The 16315-nt window shown below is 35.3% G+C and carries 11 protein-coding genes and 2 pseudogenes; 6 read left to right on the plus strand and 7 right to left on the minus strand.

The window, feature by feature from the left end:
• Positions 1 to 3 precede the first annotated feature (3 nt).
• From ispH to hemA, 4 genes are all read left to right on the plus strand, one after another.
• Entirely contained in the window at positions 4 to 933 is a 930-nt protein-coding gene (gene ispH / locus DEF52_RS00320; RefSeq protein WP_151807548.1) for a 4-hydroxy-3-methylbut-2-enyl diphosphate reductase, read from the plus strand.
• 1521 nt (positions 934 to 2454) lie between these two features.
• Entirely contained in the window at positions 2455 to 4350 is a 1896-nt protein-coding gene (htpG, locus tag DEF52_RS00340; RefSeq protein ID WP_151807549.1) for a molecular chaperone HtpG, read from the plus strand.
• A 38-nt stretch (positions 4351 to 4388) separates the two neighbouring features.
• Complete coding sequence (locus DEF52_RS06200; protein ID WP_151807550.1) at positions 4389 to 7721, plus strand: host RNA manipulator TomO; 3333 nt, start codon at positions 4389 to 4391, stop codon at positions 7719 to 7721.
• A 64-nt stretch (positions 7722 to 7785) separates the two neighbouring features.
• On the plus strand, positions 7786 to 8994 hold the full coding sequence (hemA, locus tag DEF52_RS00350; protein ID WP_151807551.1) for a 5-aminolevulinate synthase: 1209 nt from the start codon (positions 7786 to 7788) through the stop codon (positions 8992 to 8994).
• Between the two features lie 118 nt (positions 8995 to 9112).
• On the opposite strand, the gene DEF52_RS00355 is transcribed toward hemA, so the two are convergent.
• The 3 genes from DEF52_RS00355 to tnpA form a co-directional block, all read right to left on the minus strand.
• On the minus strand, positions 9113 to 9808 hold the full coding sequence (locus DEF52_RS00355; protein ID WP_151807552.1) for an inositol monophosphatase family protein: 696 nt from the start codon (positions 9806 to 9808) through the stop codon (positions 9113 to 9115).
• An 8-nt stretch (positions 9809 to 9816) separates the two neighbouring features.
• Positions 9817 to 10383, minus strand: coding sequence for an elongation factor P (efp, locus tag DEF52_RS00360; RefSeq protein ID WP_012673415.1), 567 nt, complete (start codon positions 10381 to 10383; stop codon positions 9817 to 9819).
• 132 nt (positions 10384 to 10515) lie between these two features.
• A complete protein-coding gene (tnpA, locus tag DEF52_RS00365) occupies positions 10516 to 10953 on the minus strand; it encodes an IS200/IS605 family transposase (RefSeq protein WP_006279552.1) in 438 nt (145 codons plus the stop codon).
• Positions 10954 to 11041: 88 nt separating this feature from the next.
• Between tnpA and DEF52_RS00370 the strand changes: the two are divergent.
• Positions 11042 to 11620 (plus strand): annotated as a pseudogene (locus DEF52_RS00370) (DDE-type integrase/transposase/recombinase); the annotation flags it as partial.
• A gap of 9 nt (positions 11621 to 11629) precedes the next feature.
• Positions 11630 to 12289, plus strand: a pseudogene (locus DEF52_RS00375) (nucleotide sugar dehydrogenase); the annotation flags it as partial.
• A gap of 17 nt (positions 12290 to 12306) precedes the next feature.
• On the opposite strand, the gene DEF52_RS00380 reads toward DEF52_RS00375, so the two are convergent.
• The 4 genes from DEF52_RS00380 to DEF52_RS00395 all read right to left on the minus strand — a co-directional run.
• Positions 12307 to 13452, minus strand: coding sequence for an MFS transporter (locus DEF52_RS00380; RefSeq protein WP_151807616.1), 1146 nt, complete (start codon positions 13450 to 13452; stop codon positions 12307 to 12309).
• Between the two features lie 140 nt (positions 13453 to 13592).
• Positions 13593 to 14636 carry a threonine aldolase family protein gene (locus DEF52_RS00385; protein ID WP_151807553.1) on the minus strand — a complete coding sequence of 348 codons (1044 nt, stop codon included), beginning with the start codon at positions 14634 to 14636 and terminating at the stop codon, positions 13593 to 13595.
• Positions 14633 to 15682: a threonine aldolase family protein gene (locus tag DEF52_RS00390; RefSeq protein WP_151807617.1), complete on the minus strand. Its 1050-nt coding sequence runs from the start codon at positions 15680 to 15682 to the stop codon at positions 14633 to 14635. The genes DEF52_RS00385 and DEF52_RS00390 overlap by 4 nt, the downstream gene beginning before the upstream one ends.
• 1 nt (position 15683) lies before the next feature.
• Positions 15684 to 16315, minus strand: a 632-nt coding sequence (locus tag DEF52_RS00395) for an ABC transporter ATP-binding protein (RefSeq protein ID WP_151807618.1), incomplete at its 5' end; no start/stop codon positions are given.

The raw sequence follows: 16315 nt of genomic DNA on the forward strand, positions 1-16315 counted from the left end.
AAAATGGAAATCATCTTAGCTGAACCACGAGGTTTTTGTGCCGGGGTAAAAAGAGCTGTGGACATATTAGCTATTACTTTAGAAAAATACAAAAACGAGCGCCAAGTTTATGTGCTACACGAAATTGTTCACAATAAATATATAGTAGAGGACTTTAAGAAACAAGGAGTGGTTTTTGTAAGCAGTATCGAGGAAATTGAAGATAATGAAGGAATACTGATCTTCAGCGCGCACGGAGTATCAAAAAATATAGAAGATGAGGCAAAAAGAAAGGGTATTCAAGTGATTGATGCAACATGTCCTTTAGTCAACAAAGTGCATAAAGAAGCAAAAAGGTATGAAAACAGTGGTAAAGAATTAATTCTCATTGGGCATGAAAACCATCCAGAAGTTAAGGGAATTAGGGGAAGAGTAAACAATCCTATCACTTTAGTGCAAACTTTGCAGGATGTATATGATTTAAAGGTTAAAGATCCAGATAATTTATCTTATGTTACACAAACTACGTTAAGCATCGACGATACCCGTGACATTATTGCTGCCCTAAAATTAAGGTTTCCAGGCATAACAGGTCCAGATTTAAAGGACATATGCTATGCAACGCAAAACAGACAAAATGCTGTTAAAAAGCTAGCTGAAATTGTAGACATGGTGTTAGTTGTAGGAAGTAAAAATAGCTCAAATTCAAACCGCTTATTAGATCTGTGCACTGCTAGAGGAAAAAGAGCCTACTTGATTGATAATTACAGCTGTGTGAATAAAAGCTGGTTTCAGGGCGTAGAAAAGATAGGAATCACTGCAGGTGCTTCTGCTCCTGACATATTAGTTGATGAATTAATGGACTACCTAAAAGTAAGCATGAATGTAGAAGTTTCAGTTATGCCAGGTGGTATTACTGAAAATGTTCAGTTTAAAATACCGAATCTGGTTTAAAACACAACTTATCTACTAAACTTCTCTTGAAATCACACAAACCAGCATCTATAGCTAAGACGTCATACCGCGATTCATTAGACTTCTTGCATAACCATATAACAAACTTTTATTGGGAATAGAAACGAAAAAACTTGCTTGACAAACTCCGCCAGCCCTCTTATCATGAAACTGAAGCTATTGTATTTGCTTTCGCCAATCTGCAGATTAAAAGGTAAGGATTACTTAATGTATCGGCGTCTTATGTTCAATTTTTTGCAGTATATAGATACTGTATGTCTTTACAAAACTTCATCTACATCTAGATTTTTATCTAAATAAGCTGAACGCGCTTATAAAGCGTTACAAGACATCAAAAAATGCCAATACTCGACAGAGATAGTAAAAGACTAGCTAACTCGGGGATTCTTTGTCTTTTTTTCTGCTTAGTAAATTTCTTAAACATTTGCAGCGTAAGTTAGTTGCAATTAAAAGCGGCTGAATCTCGCTTGTCAAGCGTTTAAAACATAAAAAACGCCAATATTTTAAAGCGGATAATAACCCCAGGGCTTCTTTTGCCTTTTTTTTCGTTTGGTAAATTCCTTAATGTTTATGGCTAAACGACAATCGTCATCCCGCTGCTTGTTAGCGGGATCTAGAGATACCGCGAATGAATCGCGGTATGACGGTTCGCGGCGGTATGACGTAGGACTGCTGTCATCCCAGTGCCCAAACACTGGGATCCAGTTTTCTTTACAAATTCACCAAAAGTGTTTCATTCTATAACATAAAACCCATACTCACCAAATCCAATGCATTACTTGCAATTAAGTTTCCTGGATCCCAGTGTCTGGGCACTGGGATAACAAAGGAGGACGTTATTCCAGTGCCAAGCACTGACCATTTCTGGTCTCTTAAATTGCAACTAATCTAAGTATTAAAAAATTTACCAAGCGAAAAAAAAGGCAAAAAAAGCCCGATGGTTAGCTAGTTACTTACATTATACTTTCAAGTATGGCGTTTTTTTATTCTAAACGCTTAATAACCGTGACTCAGCCGCTTTTAAGCCGCAACTAATCTAAATTATAAACGTTAAGAAATTTACTAAACAGAAAAAAAGGCAAAGAAACCCTAGGGTAGCTAATTATTCACTATCCATTTTTTAAGTTGGCGTTTTTTGATGTTTTAAATAGCGTATTTCAGCTTGTGTAGCTAGAAATTTGATAAAGACATGAGGTGCACATAGTGCAAAAAATTAAGCATGATTTACGCCAAATACATTAAGTTTTTTTGTCATTAATCCACTGCAGAGATTGCGAAGATAAATAAATAGCTTCAGTTTCATGATAAGGGGGCTGGCGAAGGGTGTCAAGGAAGTTTTTCGTTTCATCCAATGCGCTGCCAAAAGTTTGTTATGCAAGAGATCCCATAAATTGGGTGTCATAATAACTACACCCACATTAATTTTGGTGTACGTGACCTTGAAAGATCGTGATTCAATACTTAAATTATTAGGGTAGTAGGCAAATAATGGAGCTCAAAATGCATAATGTACAAGAAACTGAAAATTTAAAATTTGACGCTGAGGTAGGGAAAGTACTGAATATAGTGATTCATTCACTTTACACCAATAAAGACATTTTTCTGCGTGAATTAATATCAAATGCATCAGATGCATGTGATAAGTTGCGCTATGAATCTCAACTAAACCCTAATTTGCTAGATTTGAGTGACGAATTAAAAATCACTATCAGCTCCAATAAAGATAAGAACGAGCTATATATCACTGATAATGGCATTGGAATGAATAGACAGGATTTAATAGACAATCTTGGTACAATTGCAAGCTCTGGTACGCAAAAGTTCTTGGATGCGATTAAGAATAGCAAGGATTCAAGCCAAACTGTGGAGCTGATTGGGAAGTTTGGTGTTGGTTTTTACTCAAGCTTTATGGTTGCATCAGAAGTAATAGTAGAATCGAGAAAAGCTGGAGAAGAGGAGTCTTGGATCTGGCAATCCAAAGGAGATGGGGAATATTCAATCAGCAAGTCAGATAATCAAGTCCCTCGCGGAACCAAAATTACGCTCATTATGCATCCTGAAGAAAACGAGTTTTTAGATAAATTTCGTGTTGAAAATATTGTCACTACTTACTCTGATCACATAAATTTTCCTGTTGAATTTATAGACGAAGAAGGAAAAAGTGAAAAGTTAAACAGTAAGGCTGCAATTTGGACTAAGCCAAAAAATGACGTTACTCAAGAGGAGCACAACGATTTTTTCCGCAGTGTTGCTCACGTTGGCGGGGAGCCCTGGATGATATTGCATAATAAAAATGAAGGTGCAATAGAATATACAAATTTGCTTTATGTTCCTTCTATAAAACCTTTTGATTTATTCCATCCAGATAGACGTTGCTCTGTGAAGTTATATGTAAATAAAGTATTTATCACTGAAGATAACGTACAGATTATACCACAATACTTGCGTTTTCTGAAAGGCGTGGTTGATTCACCGGACTTGCCTCTTAATATCAGCAGAGAAACGCTGCAGAATAATCGTGTTGTTGAGCAGATCAGAAAATCTCTCACTAAGCGTGTGATATCAGAGCTCGGTAAAAAAGCAAAAGAGAATTTAGAGGAATATACAAAATTCTGGACCAATTTTGGTGCAGTTTTAAAGGAAGGTCTTTGTGAAGCTATGCCAACTGATGAGAGAGAAGCACTACTCTCAATTTGCAGATTTCATAGTACTGGTGATGAGAAATTAGTCAGCATTGATGACTATATAAGCAGAATGAAGCCTGAGCAGGAACATATCTATTATCTCACCGGAAATAGCCTCGATTCAGTGAAAAACAGTCCGCAACTTGAGGGATTCGTCAGTAAAGGACTAGAAGTGCTCCTATTTGTTGATCCAGTTGATGACTTTTGGACTAGTGTAATTCATGAATACAAAGATCAGAAAATCAAGTCTGTAACCCGTGCAGATGTTGATTTGGAAAAATTCTCTTCAGAAGAAGATAAGACAGATGAAGAAAATAAATCAAATGGAGAAAAAACTGAGGAAACTATACTGCAATATTTTACCACAGTGCTTGGAGATTCAGTAAAAAGCGTAAAAATTTCCAAAAAATTGACAGATAGTCCCGTATGCCTAGCGGTTGATGAAGGTGCTATGGATCTTCGCATGGAGCGTTTTTTGCGTGAACAAAAGCAGCTAAATTACCGCACGCCAAAGGTGCTTGAAATTAACACTAAGCATCCTGTAATAAAGAGTATAATGAAATCTTATGCTGAAAGTGGTGAAAACCCAACATTGGAGGACATGGTTCACTTATTGTTTTACCAAGCTTGCATCGTGGAAGGCGAAGAGATGGATGACGCGAGCAGCTTTGCTAAGAGACTGAATAATTTGCTTGGCAAGATTTCTGTTTAATGCTATACTTAGCTTAGCTGCTAGTTAGGAGGTAAAACATGTTTGGTTCCAATTTTAGAGACTTTGTATCACAAGATACAACTTCACAGGGCCAATCAAATTCTGAAAGATTAATCAAAAGTTGGCATGGTTTTGAAAAACCAGATTCTGAAGATTCAGGTATTGAAGAAGAGTTTGAAGTTTTAGATAGCGAAAGTCAAGAGATACCAGCTACTCCATGTAGCACACCCCCTGAAGATCTAAGTTTAGAGAATGCAATACTTGCAAACTTTCCTGATGGTTGTGATAGGTCGTTTACTGTAGAGTTAAAAGATGAAGATTCATATGGTATCATTCCTAAAAACTTAACTTTTGCTGAGATTATAAATATCTTAAATCAAGCTATACAAGAAGATAATTGTGAAGAATTAGACAAGGTTGTACAAAATATTGAAGATTATGAAGGCAGGTCTATTACGCTGGATAATGAAAATCTCAAAGATTTCTGTTCAAATCAACTTAATTTGGAGTTACAAAACGGAAGCAACCATCAACATATATATTCAAATGTACTATCACAATATAAATTTGATCAAGAGGGTTTCAAGTATGATTATTCAGTAAAAGAATTGGTACTATTGGCAATTGCAGCTAATGACAAGCTAGTAGAGCAATATCAGGATTTTCTTTTTGCTGAAGGAAATTTAAGTCTTTTACCTCTCCTTGTTGGTGGTCAAAAATATATTGAAGCTTTTATAGAAAAATTCCATGGTACCGATGGAGTTTATGGAAGATTAAAAGATCAAACTATACAACTTGTTGAACCTAATAAGATTGACTTTTTCTCAGTTATAGCACTAAGAAAAGAGCAAGAATTATTAAATGCAGTTTTTGTCAAATACGTTTTAAGAGATTTTGGACAGGTGTTAAAAACAAGTAAACCTGATCCTTTGTATGGTGTGCTTGAAACAGCGTCTCTGATCAAAAATGAAGAGTTCATCACGATAGTGCTAGATGCATTTGAAAAATATATTAATGAGCTAACTGAAAAAGCCTCAACAGAAGAGTTATTAAAAAAGAGCTTTGCTACCTTGTTAGAAACTGCGATAAGTCAAGAACACATATCTGTCGTTGAATACTTGTGCAAACGATACACTAATAGTGCAGATCATGCCATTTACGATGTATATGAACAAGCATTTGCAGATGATAAAGTTATTACAATACTAAGGCAACAAATCCTGAAAAACATAGGAGCTCGTGGCAGAAAAGAAATTTATGATTTAATTCTGAAAACTGCATTGGATGCTGGCAATATTGCATTTATTGAGCACCTATGCAAAGAATGTGCTGAGTGCAGCAATGATGTTATTAATTATCTTGATCATAAATCTAAAAATAACGAATTTGATAACATACACGAATCAATCCTCATTGCATTGTCTAATGTTGAATACACAAACACAGACGTTATAGTCGAGGTGCTTTTTTACACTAAAGAAATCCATCAAAACGTATCACATAATGAGCAAGTGATTAGGCCGGTCATACAGAATATACTGAAAAATGCAACACACTACTCAATAGGCCAAGAAGATTACTCCTTAGTCAAGGAAGTATGTTACTTATACACAGAAGAGGGTGCAATTAACGTAATTTTTCAAGAGGAGTGTAAGATTTTTAAATCTAGCATAGAAAAGCGCATAGAAGATCTGGAAAAGGAAAACAAATTATTGCAATCTGAAGCTTTACGTGAATATAACAGCCGTCTTCCAGGTATTGTAAATGGATTAGTTCAGACTGCTTGCATAGTGTATGATGAATACACTAAAGATCCAAAAGACAATAAACGTCAAAAGAATATTGATCTAATATTCAGTTTAATGCAAATTAGAAATATTCTGCAATTTTCTATTGATGTGCAAAAATATTCCTGTCATGAACGTCAAGATTTGTGGGATGAAATGTGCCAAACTCCTAGAACTTTTATAATACGAAAAAGAAGTAATAACGTTGCAGATGAATTAGAAATTCCAGTTATAACAAGTGACATTCTATCAGAAAATCCAGGACTTGAAAGTGCTGGCAGTAAGCAGACAGAAAAAAATATTGTGGACAGAGGAAAAAATATTATGAACAATGAAGAGGCTTCAATAGAAGAAGCTATAGGTAATAATTATGAGGAGGGTGAAATGGGTAAAAATAGTGCTAAAAAACGTAAAGAGAGCATAAAACGATCTAAAGAAGAAAAAAAGAAAAATGAACAAGAAAAAGAAGTGCAATTTAGAGAACTATATGTTGGTAAAAATGATGGCTCAAAGGTAATCACTGAAGTTGATAGTAGTAAGAGGAAACAAGCTCCTGTCCAACCTGCTGGATATGTAGAACAAGCGGGTGGTCTAGGTTCTTCGAATGATGATAATCCTTTAGATAATGGCACAAATGGTGAGAAGAATTCTACGTTTAAAACTGATGAACAAGATACAAAACCAGCACCAATACTAGAACCAGTGCCTTCAGTAGCTAACGAAAACTCTGGACAAGTGAATAATGTTCAAAGTAATGGTAGACAGTCTGATAATCAAAACAATAAAGATATACAAGATGTTAGCGCTACTATAAGTGATCAGGTAACTCCTGTGAGTAGTGATACTGAAAACAATAAAGTGGAAAAAAGTGGTGTGAGTTTACAAAGCAGCGGCTATGTGGACAATAGCACAGTATTATCCTTTGTGGATAGAGAGCGTGTTATTCATGTTGATGCGCAGGTTTCAGGGGATGTGAGTTGTCTGGTTGAAACTATTAGTGAAGATACTGATGAAGTTGCAAGTAATCAAAATGGTGTACTTTTGCTGGAAGCTCAACCTATGGTACAGAGTTATGATTCAAGTGAAAAAGGTAATACTAATTTGCAAAGTGCAGGTGATAGTAGTGTAGGTGTAGTGTCAAAGAATGGTAGTGATCAACTACCTGCCGATAATCTAGAGCAGAATAGCAAAGGGGTGGATGATAGTAGTGTATCTGTGCAGTCTATAGGTATGGTGATAAGTCAATCTAATAGTGCTTCCACTATAACTCTGGATGATCACAAGCCTCTCATGAAAGATATAGAAAATGATAATGATCCAAGTGAAGAAGATAATGATTCTCCACAGAATATCAAAAAAAGCACATTGTCTACTATAGTTGTTTCAACACTAGTCGTGGCTGCAGTAGCTTCGATAGCTATCTCTGTTTACTTAGAAATGTTAGCAGTGGGGATAGCAGTTGGAGCTTGTTGTCTGGTTGCCGCTGCAGTTATATACTGCTGTACACCTAAAAGCCAAGTTGAAAACAGCGAGGTTGAAAAACCTTTCAACACGGGGAAAGTACCTACTGCCGTACATGTATAATAAATATAGTAGTCTATCGTTTAATAATTTATTATAATTATGTTAATTATCGGTAAATAAGGACTTGGTAAAATACGAAGAAATATTCTTAAACAAAATCAAAGATATAAAAGATGAGGGGCGCTACCGTGAATTTACGCACTTTGCGTCATTGCCAGGTAGGCTCCCCCACATTATGGACTATGAAAGAAATAGGGAAGTAATCGTCTGGTGCAGTAATAACTATTTGGGAATGTCACAAAATGAGAGTGTAATTGCCGCTATCCAAAATTCATCTGTTGGTGCTGGAGGAACAAGAAATATATCTGGTACAACAAAAGAGGTTGTTGAACTTGAAAAATCCTTAGCTTGTTTGCATAAAAAAGAGGCTGCTTTAACTTTTGCTTGTGGCTACCTCGCTAACCAGACAACACTTAGCACTTTATCGTCTGTTATTCCGGGCGTAGTAATTTTTTCAGACGAGAAGAACCATTCTTCGATGATAGAAGGCATAAAATCAGGAAAAAGACCAAAACATATATTTAAACACAATGATGTTGATCACTTAGAGCAGTTGTTAAAGTCCGTAGACACAAAAACACCAAAGATAATAGCACTTGAGTCCGTATATTCAATGGATGGCGATATAGCGCCGCTTGAAGCGATATGCGATCTTGCAGATCAACATAATGCAATTACCTATTTGGATGAGGTGCATGCAGTTGGCATGTATGGTTCACGTGGTGGCGGAATTGCAGAAAGAGAAGGCCTGATGGATAGAATAACCGTTATTCAAGGTACACTATCGAAGGCTTTTGGAGTGATGGGTGGGTATATAGCGTCTTCAAAGAGCTTGGTAGATGTAATAAGAAGTTCCGCTCCAGGATTTATTTTTACCACTGCTATGTCGCCTGTTTTAGCAGCGGCAGCAAAGGCAAGCGTTGAGCACCTAAAATCGAGCAACATTGAAAGGGAAAAGCAAAAGCAAGTCGTTGAAAAAGTAAAAAACTCGCTGAGAAATGCAGGAATTAACTTCATTCCAACAGAAACTCATATAATTCCAATAATAATTGGCGACCCAGAGTTATCCAAAAAAGCATCAAAATTATTATTTGATGAGTATGGAATATACGTTCAACATATAAATTACCCGACAGTTCCAAGAGGAACTGAGCGTTTCCGTATTACCCCTACACCTTATCATACAGATGAAATGATAGAGCATTTAACAGAATCTCTTGTAAAAGTTTTCGAAAAATTGTCTATCCCTTTAGCCTGTTTATGCTATAGCTAGTACAGCCCTACGTCATACCGCGATTTATTCGCGGTATCTCAGCATGGATTCCGCTAACAAGTAGCGGAATGACGAGTTTTACGCTTATCAAATTGTAGGTAAACATAAATTACTTTAGCTATAGTTTTATATCTCCAGCAATGATTAGCCCGTTGTCTTCCGTTAGCCTTCCACCGCTTTCTTGCAGAAAAAGTCTACCGAGCAAGGCTTTATATTTGTTAACTCCAGAGTAAACTGTTCCTCTGTGCCTTCCTGCTGCAAGGTATGCAAAGCCTAAAATTGTTGAACCTATGGAGCGTACATTACTATTACCAGGCAGCAATTTATTTAATAAATTACCACTTACATCTATTAGACCCCCTTCACGGCTTTTCACTCGCATTTTTATATGACGAGATCTAAAATCCTCAAGAAAAGCACCTTTCTTTTCTTCTGCCCAAAAAGTTTCTCTAAGAGCCGGAGCATCAATTACAGCCGCCACAACTTTATTTTTATGAATGAGACAGACTGATACTGCAAAATAAACCATACAACTGGAAAAGTTCTCCCTGCCCTCTATAGGCATAATAAACCAGGTATAAGTGTCATCTTTTACTTCTTGATCAGTATCATCTTCGGAAATAAACCCATAGTCTCGTTTGTAGTCGTGCAAGCAATCGTATATGGTTTGCTTGGATTTTGAATAAGTTTTATTAATAAAGTCTGCTGATTTAACATTAGAAATTTGCAATTCATTAAAATCGCGCATAAGCTGCCTGGAAGCATTACGCACAGAATCAAGCATCACATTAATTCGTGGTGATGAGATGGACATTCTTCTTTTTACTCTTTCACTCTTTCATAATAGCTGTCATCTGGAGTATATACTACAATTTTATCCTCTTCTTTTATAAACTGAGGCACGTTAACGCGCATTCCGTTTTCCAAAATTGCAGGCTTATAAGAAGCAGTAGCAGTTTGTCCTTTAATAACAGACTCTGTTTCTTTCACAGCAAGTGTAACATAATCAGGCACATGCGCAGAAATTATTTTGTCTTGATAAGCTACAACTTTAATTTTCATGTTATCCTGTAGATAAATCTTTTTTTCTCCCAATAAATCCAAATTTATAGTGATTTGCTCGTAATTACTTGGATGCATAAGATTTACAATGTTTCCTTCAGTGAAAAGGTAAACATATTCCTCTTCATCTAAAATTGCCCTTCTGATTGTTGCATCAGAACGAAATCTTTCATAGTGTTTTGCTCCGGTTTTAATGTTTTTCATTTCAGCTTGTATGTATGCACCACCTTTACCAGGTTGAGTATGCATAATGCCTACAACCAAAAATAATCCGCCGTTATGTTCCAACACCTGACCTGGTCTGATATCGTTAGCTCTTTCTGCCATAATTACATTTTCAGTTTGATCTTACAATTATAAGTAGCTTTATATAAATATCAAAGTCTTTATTACTCAACCACTATCGGCTGAGAGCCGAAAGGTTGGATATAGCGCTGGAAGCGCGATGAGAAGCTAAAGCTACTCCAATCTTATACTAGATATAGAATGAGGCTGATGTGCATCTGTATGTTTATTGATGTACTCATTAATGACTTCATCTGTGATATGTCCGCTGGTAGCACTAAAGTATCCTCTTCCCCAAAAACGCTTTCCCCAGTACATTTTATTTAGCTCTGGAAATTCTTGTTGAACTTTGCGTGAAGACCTGCCTTTGGCTCTTTGAACAAAATCACTCACAGCTATATGAGGAGGTATTACTACGAATAAATGTAAATGATCTGATGATATTACTCCGTTTTCTATCTTAATCCCCATTTCTTCAGATACTTCTGCTATGATTGTTCGTATTCTCTCCTTCATAGCCTTAGTTAATACTCTGTACCGATATTTTGTAATCCAGACTATATGGTACCTATGATAAAATACAGTGTGTTTTCCTTTGTCATATTCCGTCATAACTATACTTTATAAAGTACAGTTATGACATTGACAAACTAAAGTTTCTCCACCTAGAAGGTGGAGGCTTGTACCATCTTATGGAAAGTCAAAAAAGAAATTCAAACAATATCCTATCGGTTACTTTCATATTGATATTGCTGAAGTTAGAACTGAGGAGGGCAAATTACATTTGTTTGTTGCTATTGATAGGACATCCAAATTTACCTATGTTGAGTTGTGTAACAGTGCTACAAAACCCATAGCTGCTGAGTTCTTACGTAATTTGATTAGAATTTTACCGTATAAAATCCATACTATTTTGACAGATAACGGTATACAATTTACAAACCAGAAGCGTCATAAGTATGCTTTCCAACATATATTTGATAGAGTTTGCGAAGAGAATGTTATTGAACATCGTTTGACAAAAGTTAGCCATCCTTGGACGAATGGGCAAGTCGAGCGTATGAATAAAACTTTAAAGGATGCTACAGTTAAGAAGTATTACTATCAATCGCACCAGCAACTTAAAGAACACCTTTATAACTTTGTTATGGCTTATAATTATGCAAAGAGACTCAAAACTCTTAAGGGTCTTACTCCTTATGAATTTATATGTTATCAGTGGACACAGTCTCCAGAATTATTTATACTAAATCCACACCATCACACTCTGGGACCATACAAGGTTGCTTTTATCAATGAGATGGCAGGTTTATGTGAGCTATTAGGAGCAGACATTGACCTTTTAGCTAACAGTATGGGAATGGACCATAGAATAGGTAAGGAATTTCTCAAAGCTGGTCCAGGATTTGGAGGATCATGTTTTCCTAAAGATTTATCGGCCTTAATAAGGCTTGCTGAAGATCACAATGTCAAGCTACAAATTTTAAATTCAGTTAAGGAATCTAACTATAATCATATAACAAACATTGCTAAAAAGGTAGAATATCTATTAAATGGAGTCCAAAATAAAAAAATAGCAATATGGGGGCTAACTTTTAAGTCTGGTACTGATGATGTAAGAAATAGCCCAGCTATAGATATTGCACAATTGTTAGTGAATAACAAGGCTAAAATCACTGCATATGACCCAATGGGGATGGATAATGCTAGGCAAGTTCTAAAGGATATAGAGTACGCGGACAATGCTATAGGGGCTGCAAGGGACGCGGAAGCCTTGTTATTATTAACAGAGTGGGGGGAATTTAAAAATCAAGATTTTGCAAGTTTAAAGAGTATTATGGCTGCACCTAATGTTTTTGATTTCCGTAATTTATTAGATAGCGAGCTGTTACTAAGATATGGTTACCATGTTTATTCCCTGGGTAAAAAATCTATCTACAAAGTTTAACTGTTGAGAAATTTTTTTTACACCGCTTTACTTAGTTTTTTTAGATCTTTGCTTGATAGTATGGAAAAGCAAACGAGTGCAACAACAGAGCAAATGGAAAAAAATGAAAACATAATACTGTTACCACAGTGCTTAACAAGTACTCCTAAGAGCACGCATGAAAATATTGAACTTGCAATATACCCAAATAATCCTGTTAAGCTTACAATTGCACATACATTATTTTGTGGAGCAATTTCTACAGCTATAACACCTGTCAGTACTTGCGTTCCAAATATAAAGAATCCTGATAAGATTGCACCAAGGTTCATAAGAATTATGTTTTGACCAAAGTTCATTGCAATAAAAGTGAGTGCTATACCCAACATGTAAAATAATGCCAGCAAGCTTCTATTTTGAAAGAAGTACATATCACTAATTCTTCCTGTTATTAAAGTTCCAAGGATTCCACCTAAATCATATACGCCTGTTATTAGTGAGGATTGTACAAGAGAAATTTGTAATTTATTCTTTAAAATTATAGGAAACCAAAAGAAGATTCCCATTTTTATAATATAAGCACAAAAAGTAGCACAACATAGAAACCATATGGAACTTGTTACCTTGATACCTATTTGAGATTTCTGCACCTTATAATAGGTAGTAAAGTTGGCACTTTCTTTGTAATATGCCTTTAATATTATATAAATTCCAAAAAGTAAGCATAAGAAACCAGAGTACAAAAATGCACTTTTTGCATTATATATTTTAATTATACTTGGTAATACAATTAAAGTAATACAAGAACCAAGTTGCTGAGATGCGCTCATAACTCCCCATGATGATGCAATTGAAGAGATGCTAGAGTTTGTAACCATAAACTTGGTAATAGCTGGCCAACCTAACCCTTGTGTCCAAGCTAATAATATTAATGTTAACAGTAATAAAGTTAGATTATTATATGATAAAGTTATACCAATGGTTAATAATCCAGTTGCAATATTGCATAGCCCAAACATAAATAATGGATTATTTTTGGAGTCCATGATTATTCCATTAACGAATTTTGATACTCCATAAAAAAAAGAAAAGCAGGCAAAAAAATAGCTTAATTTTACATGGTCAGTATCTATTAACAGTGGTAGAGCAATTGGTATACTTTGTCTTGATAAATAAAGCAGCATATATCCACAGAAGAATAGTAAATATTGAAAGAAGACAAAGTTCACACCTATTCCCAAATAGCTCTATGCAGATGCTAGCATAATACTATATTGGTATAATATTGTTTGACAAGAAGTTTGCAAACAATTAGTGGAGAAAATTACTTACTTAGTATCTTTCTTATAGCAGATACAGTAGTATTAATATCTTCATAGCTTATATCTCTATGTGTTATAGCTCTGATTTTACCTTTGATGTTAGTCATTCTAATTCCATAATTTGTCATTAGTACGTTTATTAATTCTTGAGTAGATATACAATTAGTACGTAATGAAAAATACGCTATATTAGTTTTATACAGGTCGATATCAATTATAACTTGATCTATGGAGTCTAGGCCTTCTATAAGGTGCTGCATCTTTTTATGATCTTCCTCTAAACAATTTACATTATTACGTAGAGCATATAAACATGCAGCTGAAATAATGCCAGCTTGGTGCATACCTCCGCCAATTTGAAACTTATAGTACCAAGCTTTTTCAATAAACTCTTCACTTCCAAGCAATATTGCGCCCATTGGAGCACCTAATCCTTTACTAAAATCAATGAATACCGAATCAAAATAACTTGCATACTCCTTTGGAGATATTTTAGTATGAGCACAAGCGTTGAACAGTCTTGCTCCATCTAAATGAGTGAATACGTCATTCTCTTTGCAGAGACTTGAGATCTCTTGAATATATTCTAAAGGCCACACAGCTCCACCACCAAAATTTGTCGTTTGTTCAATAGAAACAAGCCCAACTCTCGGAATATTTCTTAAACTAGGACGAGTAATAAACTCAACAATTTGCTCTCCAGTAAATATTCCTCTCGTACCTTTGATGGGCAAAGGAGTGGCATGTGCCTGGGCTGCGATCAAGCCAGATTGTACTATGAGCGGATGTGAAGTTTCATCAAGCAGCAAGTAATCACCAGGTCTTTGAATGTGTACTTTATAAGCAATTACATTGGACATCGTTCCTGAAATCAAAAAGATTCCTGCAGGTTTACCTAATATTTTACATGCGGTTGCCACTAATTCGTTTACAGTTGGATCTTCACATGCAGCTTCGTTTCCAACTTTTGCTTTAGCCATTGCTTCCCTCATTTCAACTGAAGGGTCAGTGTTTGAATCGCTAAAGAAATCTATTTTTATTCTCATATTAAATTTAATACAACCTCCTTTATAATTTCAGCAGCTTTCATGATGTCTGTTTCCTTTATGCCAAGGTGGGTAACTGCTCTTATATGAGACTCGAGCCAAGGAAAAAGCAATAAACCATAGGTTTGGCATTTACTCAAGAAAACCTCATTAGTTACATTTAGTGCTTTTATACTAAAGCTTACTATATTAGTTTCTGGATAAGGTAGTATCAGTTTTATGTGTGGAATTTCTTTAATCTTATCTGCAAACAATTTAGCTAGCTTATTATCTTCTTTAAGCCTAGAGATATTATTCTGTAGTACATATTTTGCTGCATTAGCACAATACCCTATCTGATGATAACCACTACCTAGCCAAACCTGTAGCTTTTTAGCCCTTTCAATTATCTCTCTTTTACCCATAAGCATTGAACCAAAAGGAGCACCAAGTCCTTTAGTAAAAGAAAAGCTCATTGTATCCACATATTTAGCATAATCTGCTAAAGCAATATTTGTTTCGATATGAGCATTAAATATTCTTGCACCGTCTAAATGAAGATTTACATTGTGAGCTTTTAAAAAGTGATATAACTCGACTTGTTTTTCAAAAGGATAAATTTTACCATTAAACCCATTTATACTATTTTCTATAGAAACAAGACTCACCTGAGCAAAAATTTTATACCTCGGCTTAGAATTAATAGCATATTCTACTTCATCAACATCTAAGATTCCGCTATTATTTCTAATACAATTAAATACGATATTATTTACTTTTGCATTGCCTGCGCTATCGAAAAAATTAACGTGATAATTATAATGAGTTATTAGTTCATCACCAGGACTTGTTTGACTGGCAACGGCTAATCTATTTGCAAGCATACCGCTGGTTACAAATAATGCTTCTTCTACTTTGAATAATTGTTTGCAATATTCTGATAAGTCATTACAGCTTTTGTCTTCACCATAAGCAAAATCTCCAACAGTTGCATTACTTATTGCATGTATAACGTTGGAGCTCTGCAGAGTTGTAGTGTCACTTCTCAGATCAATAATTTTTTCCATCTTATTTCTTGCCATTCAAACAACCAATTTGAGCATTCCAAAGTTCTTTATAAAGACCGTGTTTAGAAACTAGTTCAGCGTGTTTACCATCTTGGACAATTTTTCCTTTGTTAAATACTAGAATTCGGTCCATGTGTAAAAGTGTAGAAATACGGTGTGCTATAGTAATCGTAGTTTTATTTTGCATCAGTTTAAATAAACTCATTTGAATTGTTTTTTCTGTTATAGAATCTAACTGACTAGTTGGTTCATCGAGAAATAGTATTGGAGCGTTTTTTAAAAATGCCCTTGCTATTATTATTCTTTGTCTTTCTCCTCCAGATAGCTTGATGCCTTTTTCTCCGACTGTAGTTCCATATTGATCTGGTAGAGTCATAATGAAATCGTGAATACCAGCCAGCTTTGCAGCTCTCATTATTTCTTCGATAGTAGATTGAAGTTTACCATATATGATGTTTGCTAAAATAGTATCATGAAATAACAATGGGTCTTGAGGTATTACAGATATTTGTTGCCTCAAAGAACTCTGTGTAACTTCTGATACTATTTGATTATCAATCTCTATATTACCTTTTTTAACATCAAATAGCCTTAGGATTAAGTTTATAAAAGTAGATTTACCACCTCCAGAAT

The sequence above is a fragment of the Wolbachia endosymbiont of Nasonia oneida genome (genome assembly GCF_009012935.1).
In the GTDB taxonomy this organism is placed as follows: domain Bacteria; phylum Pseudomonadota; class Alphaproteobacteria; order Rickettsiales; family Anaplasmataceae; genus Wolbachia; species Wolbachia pipientis.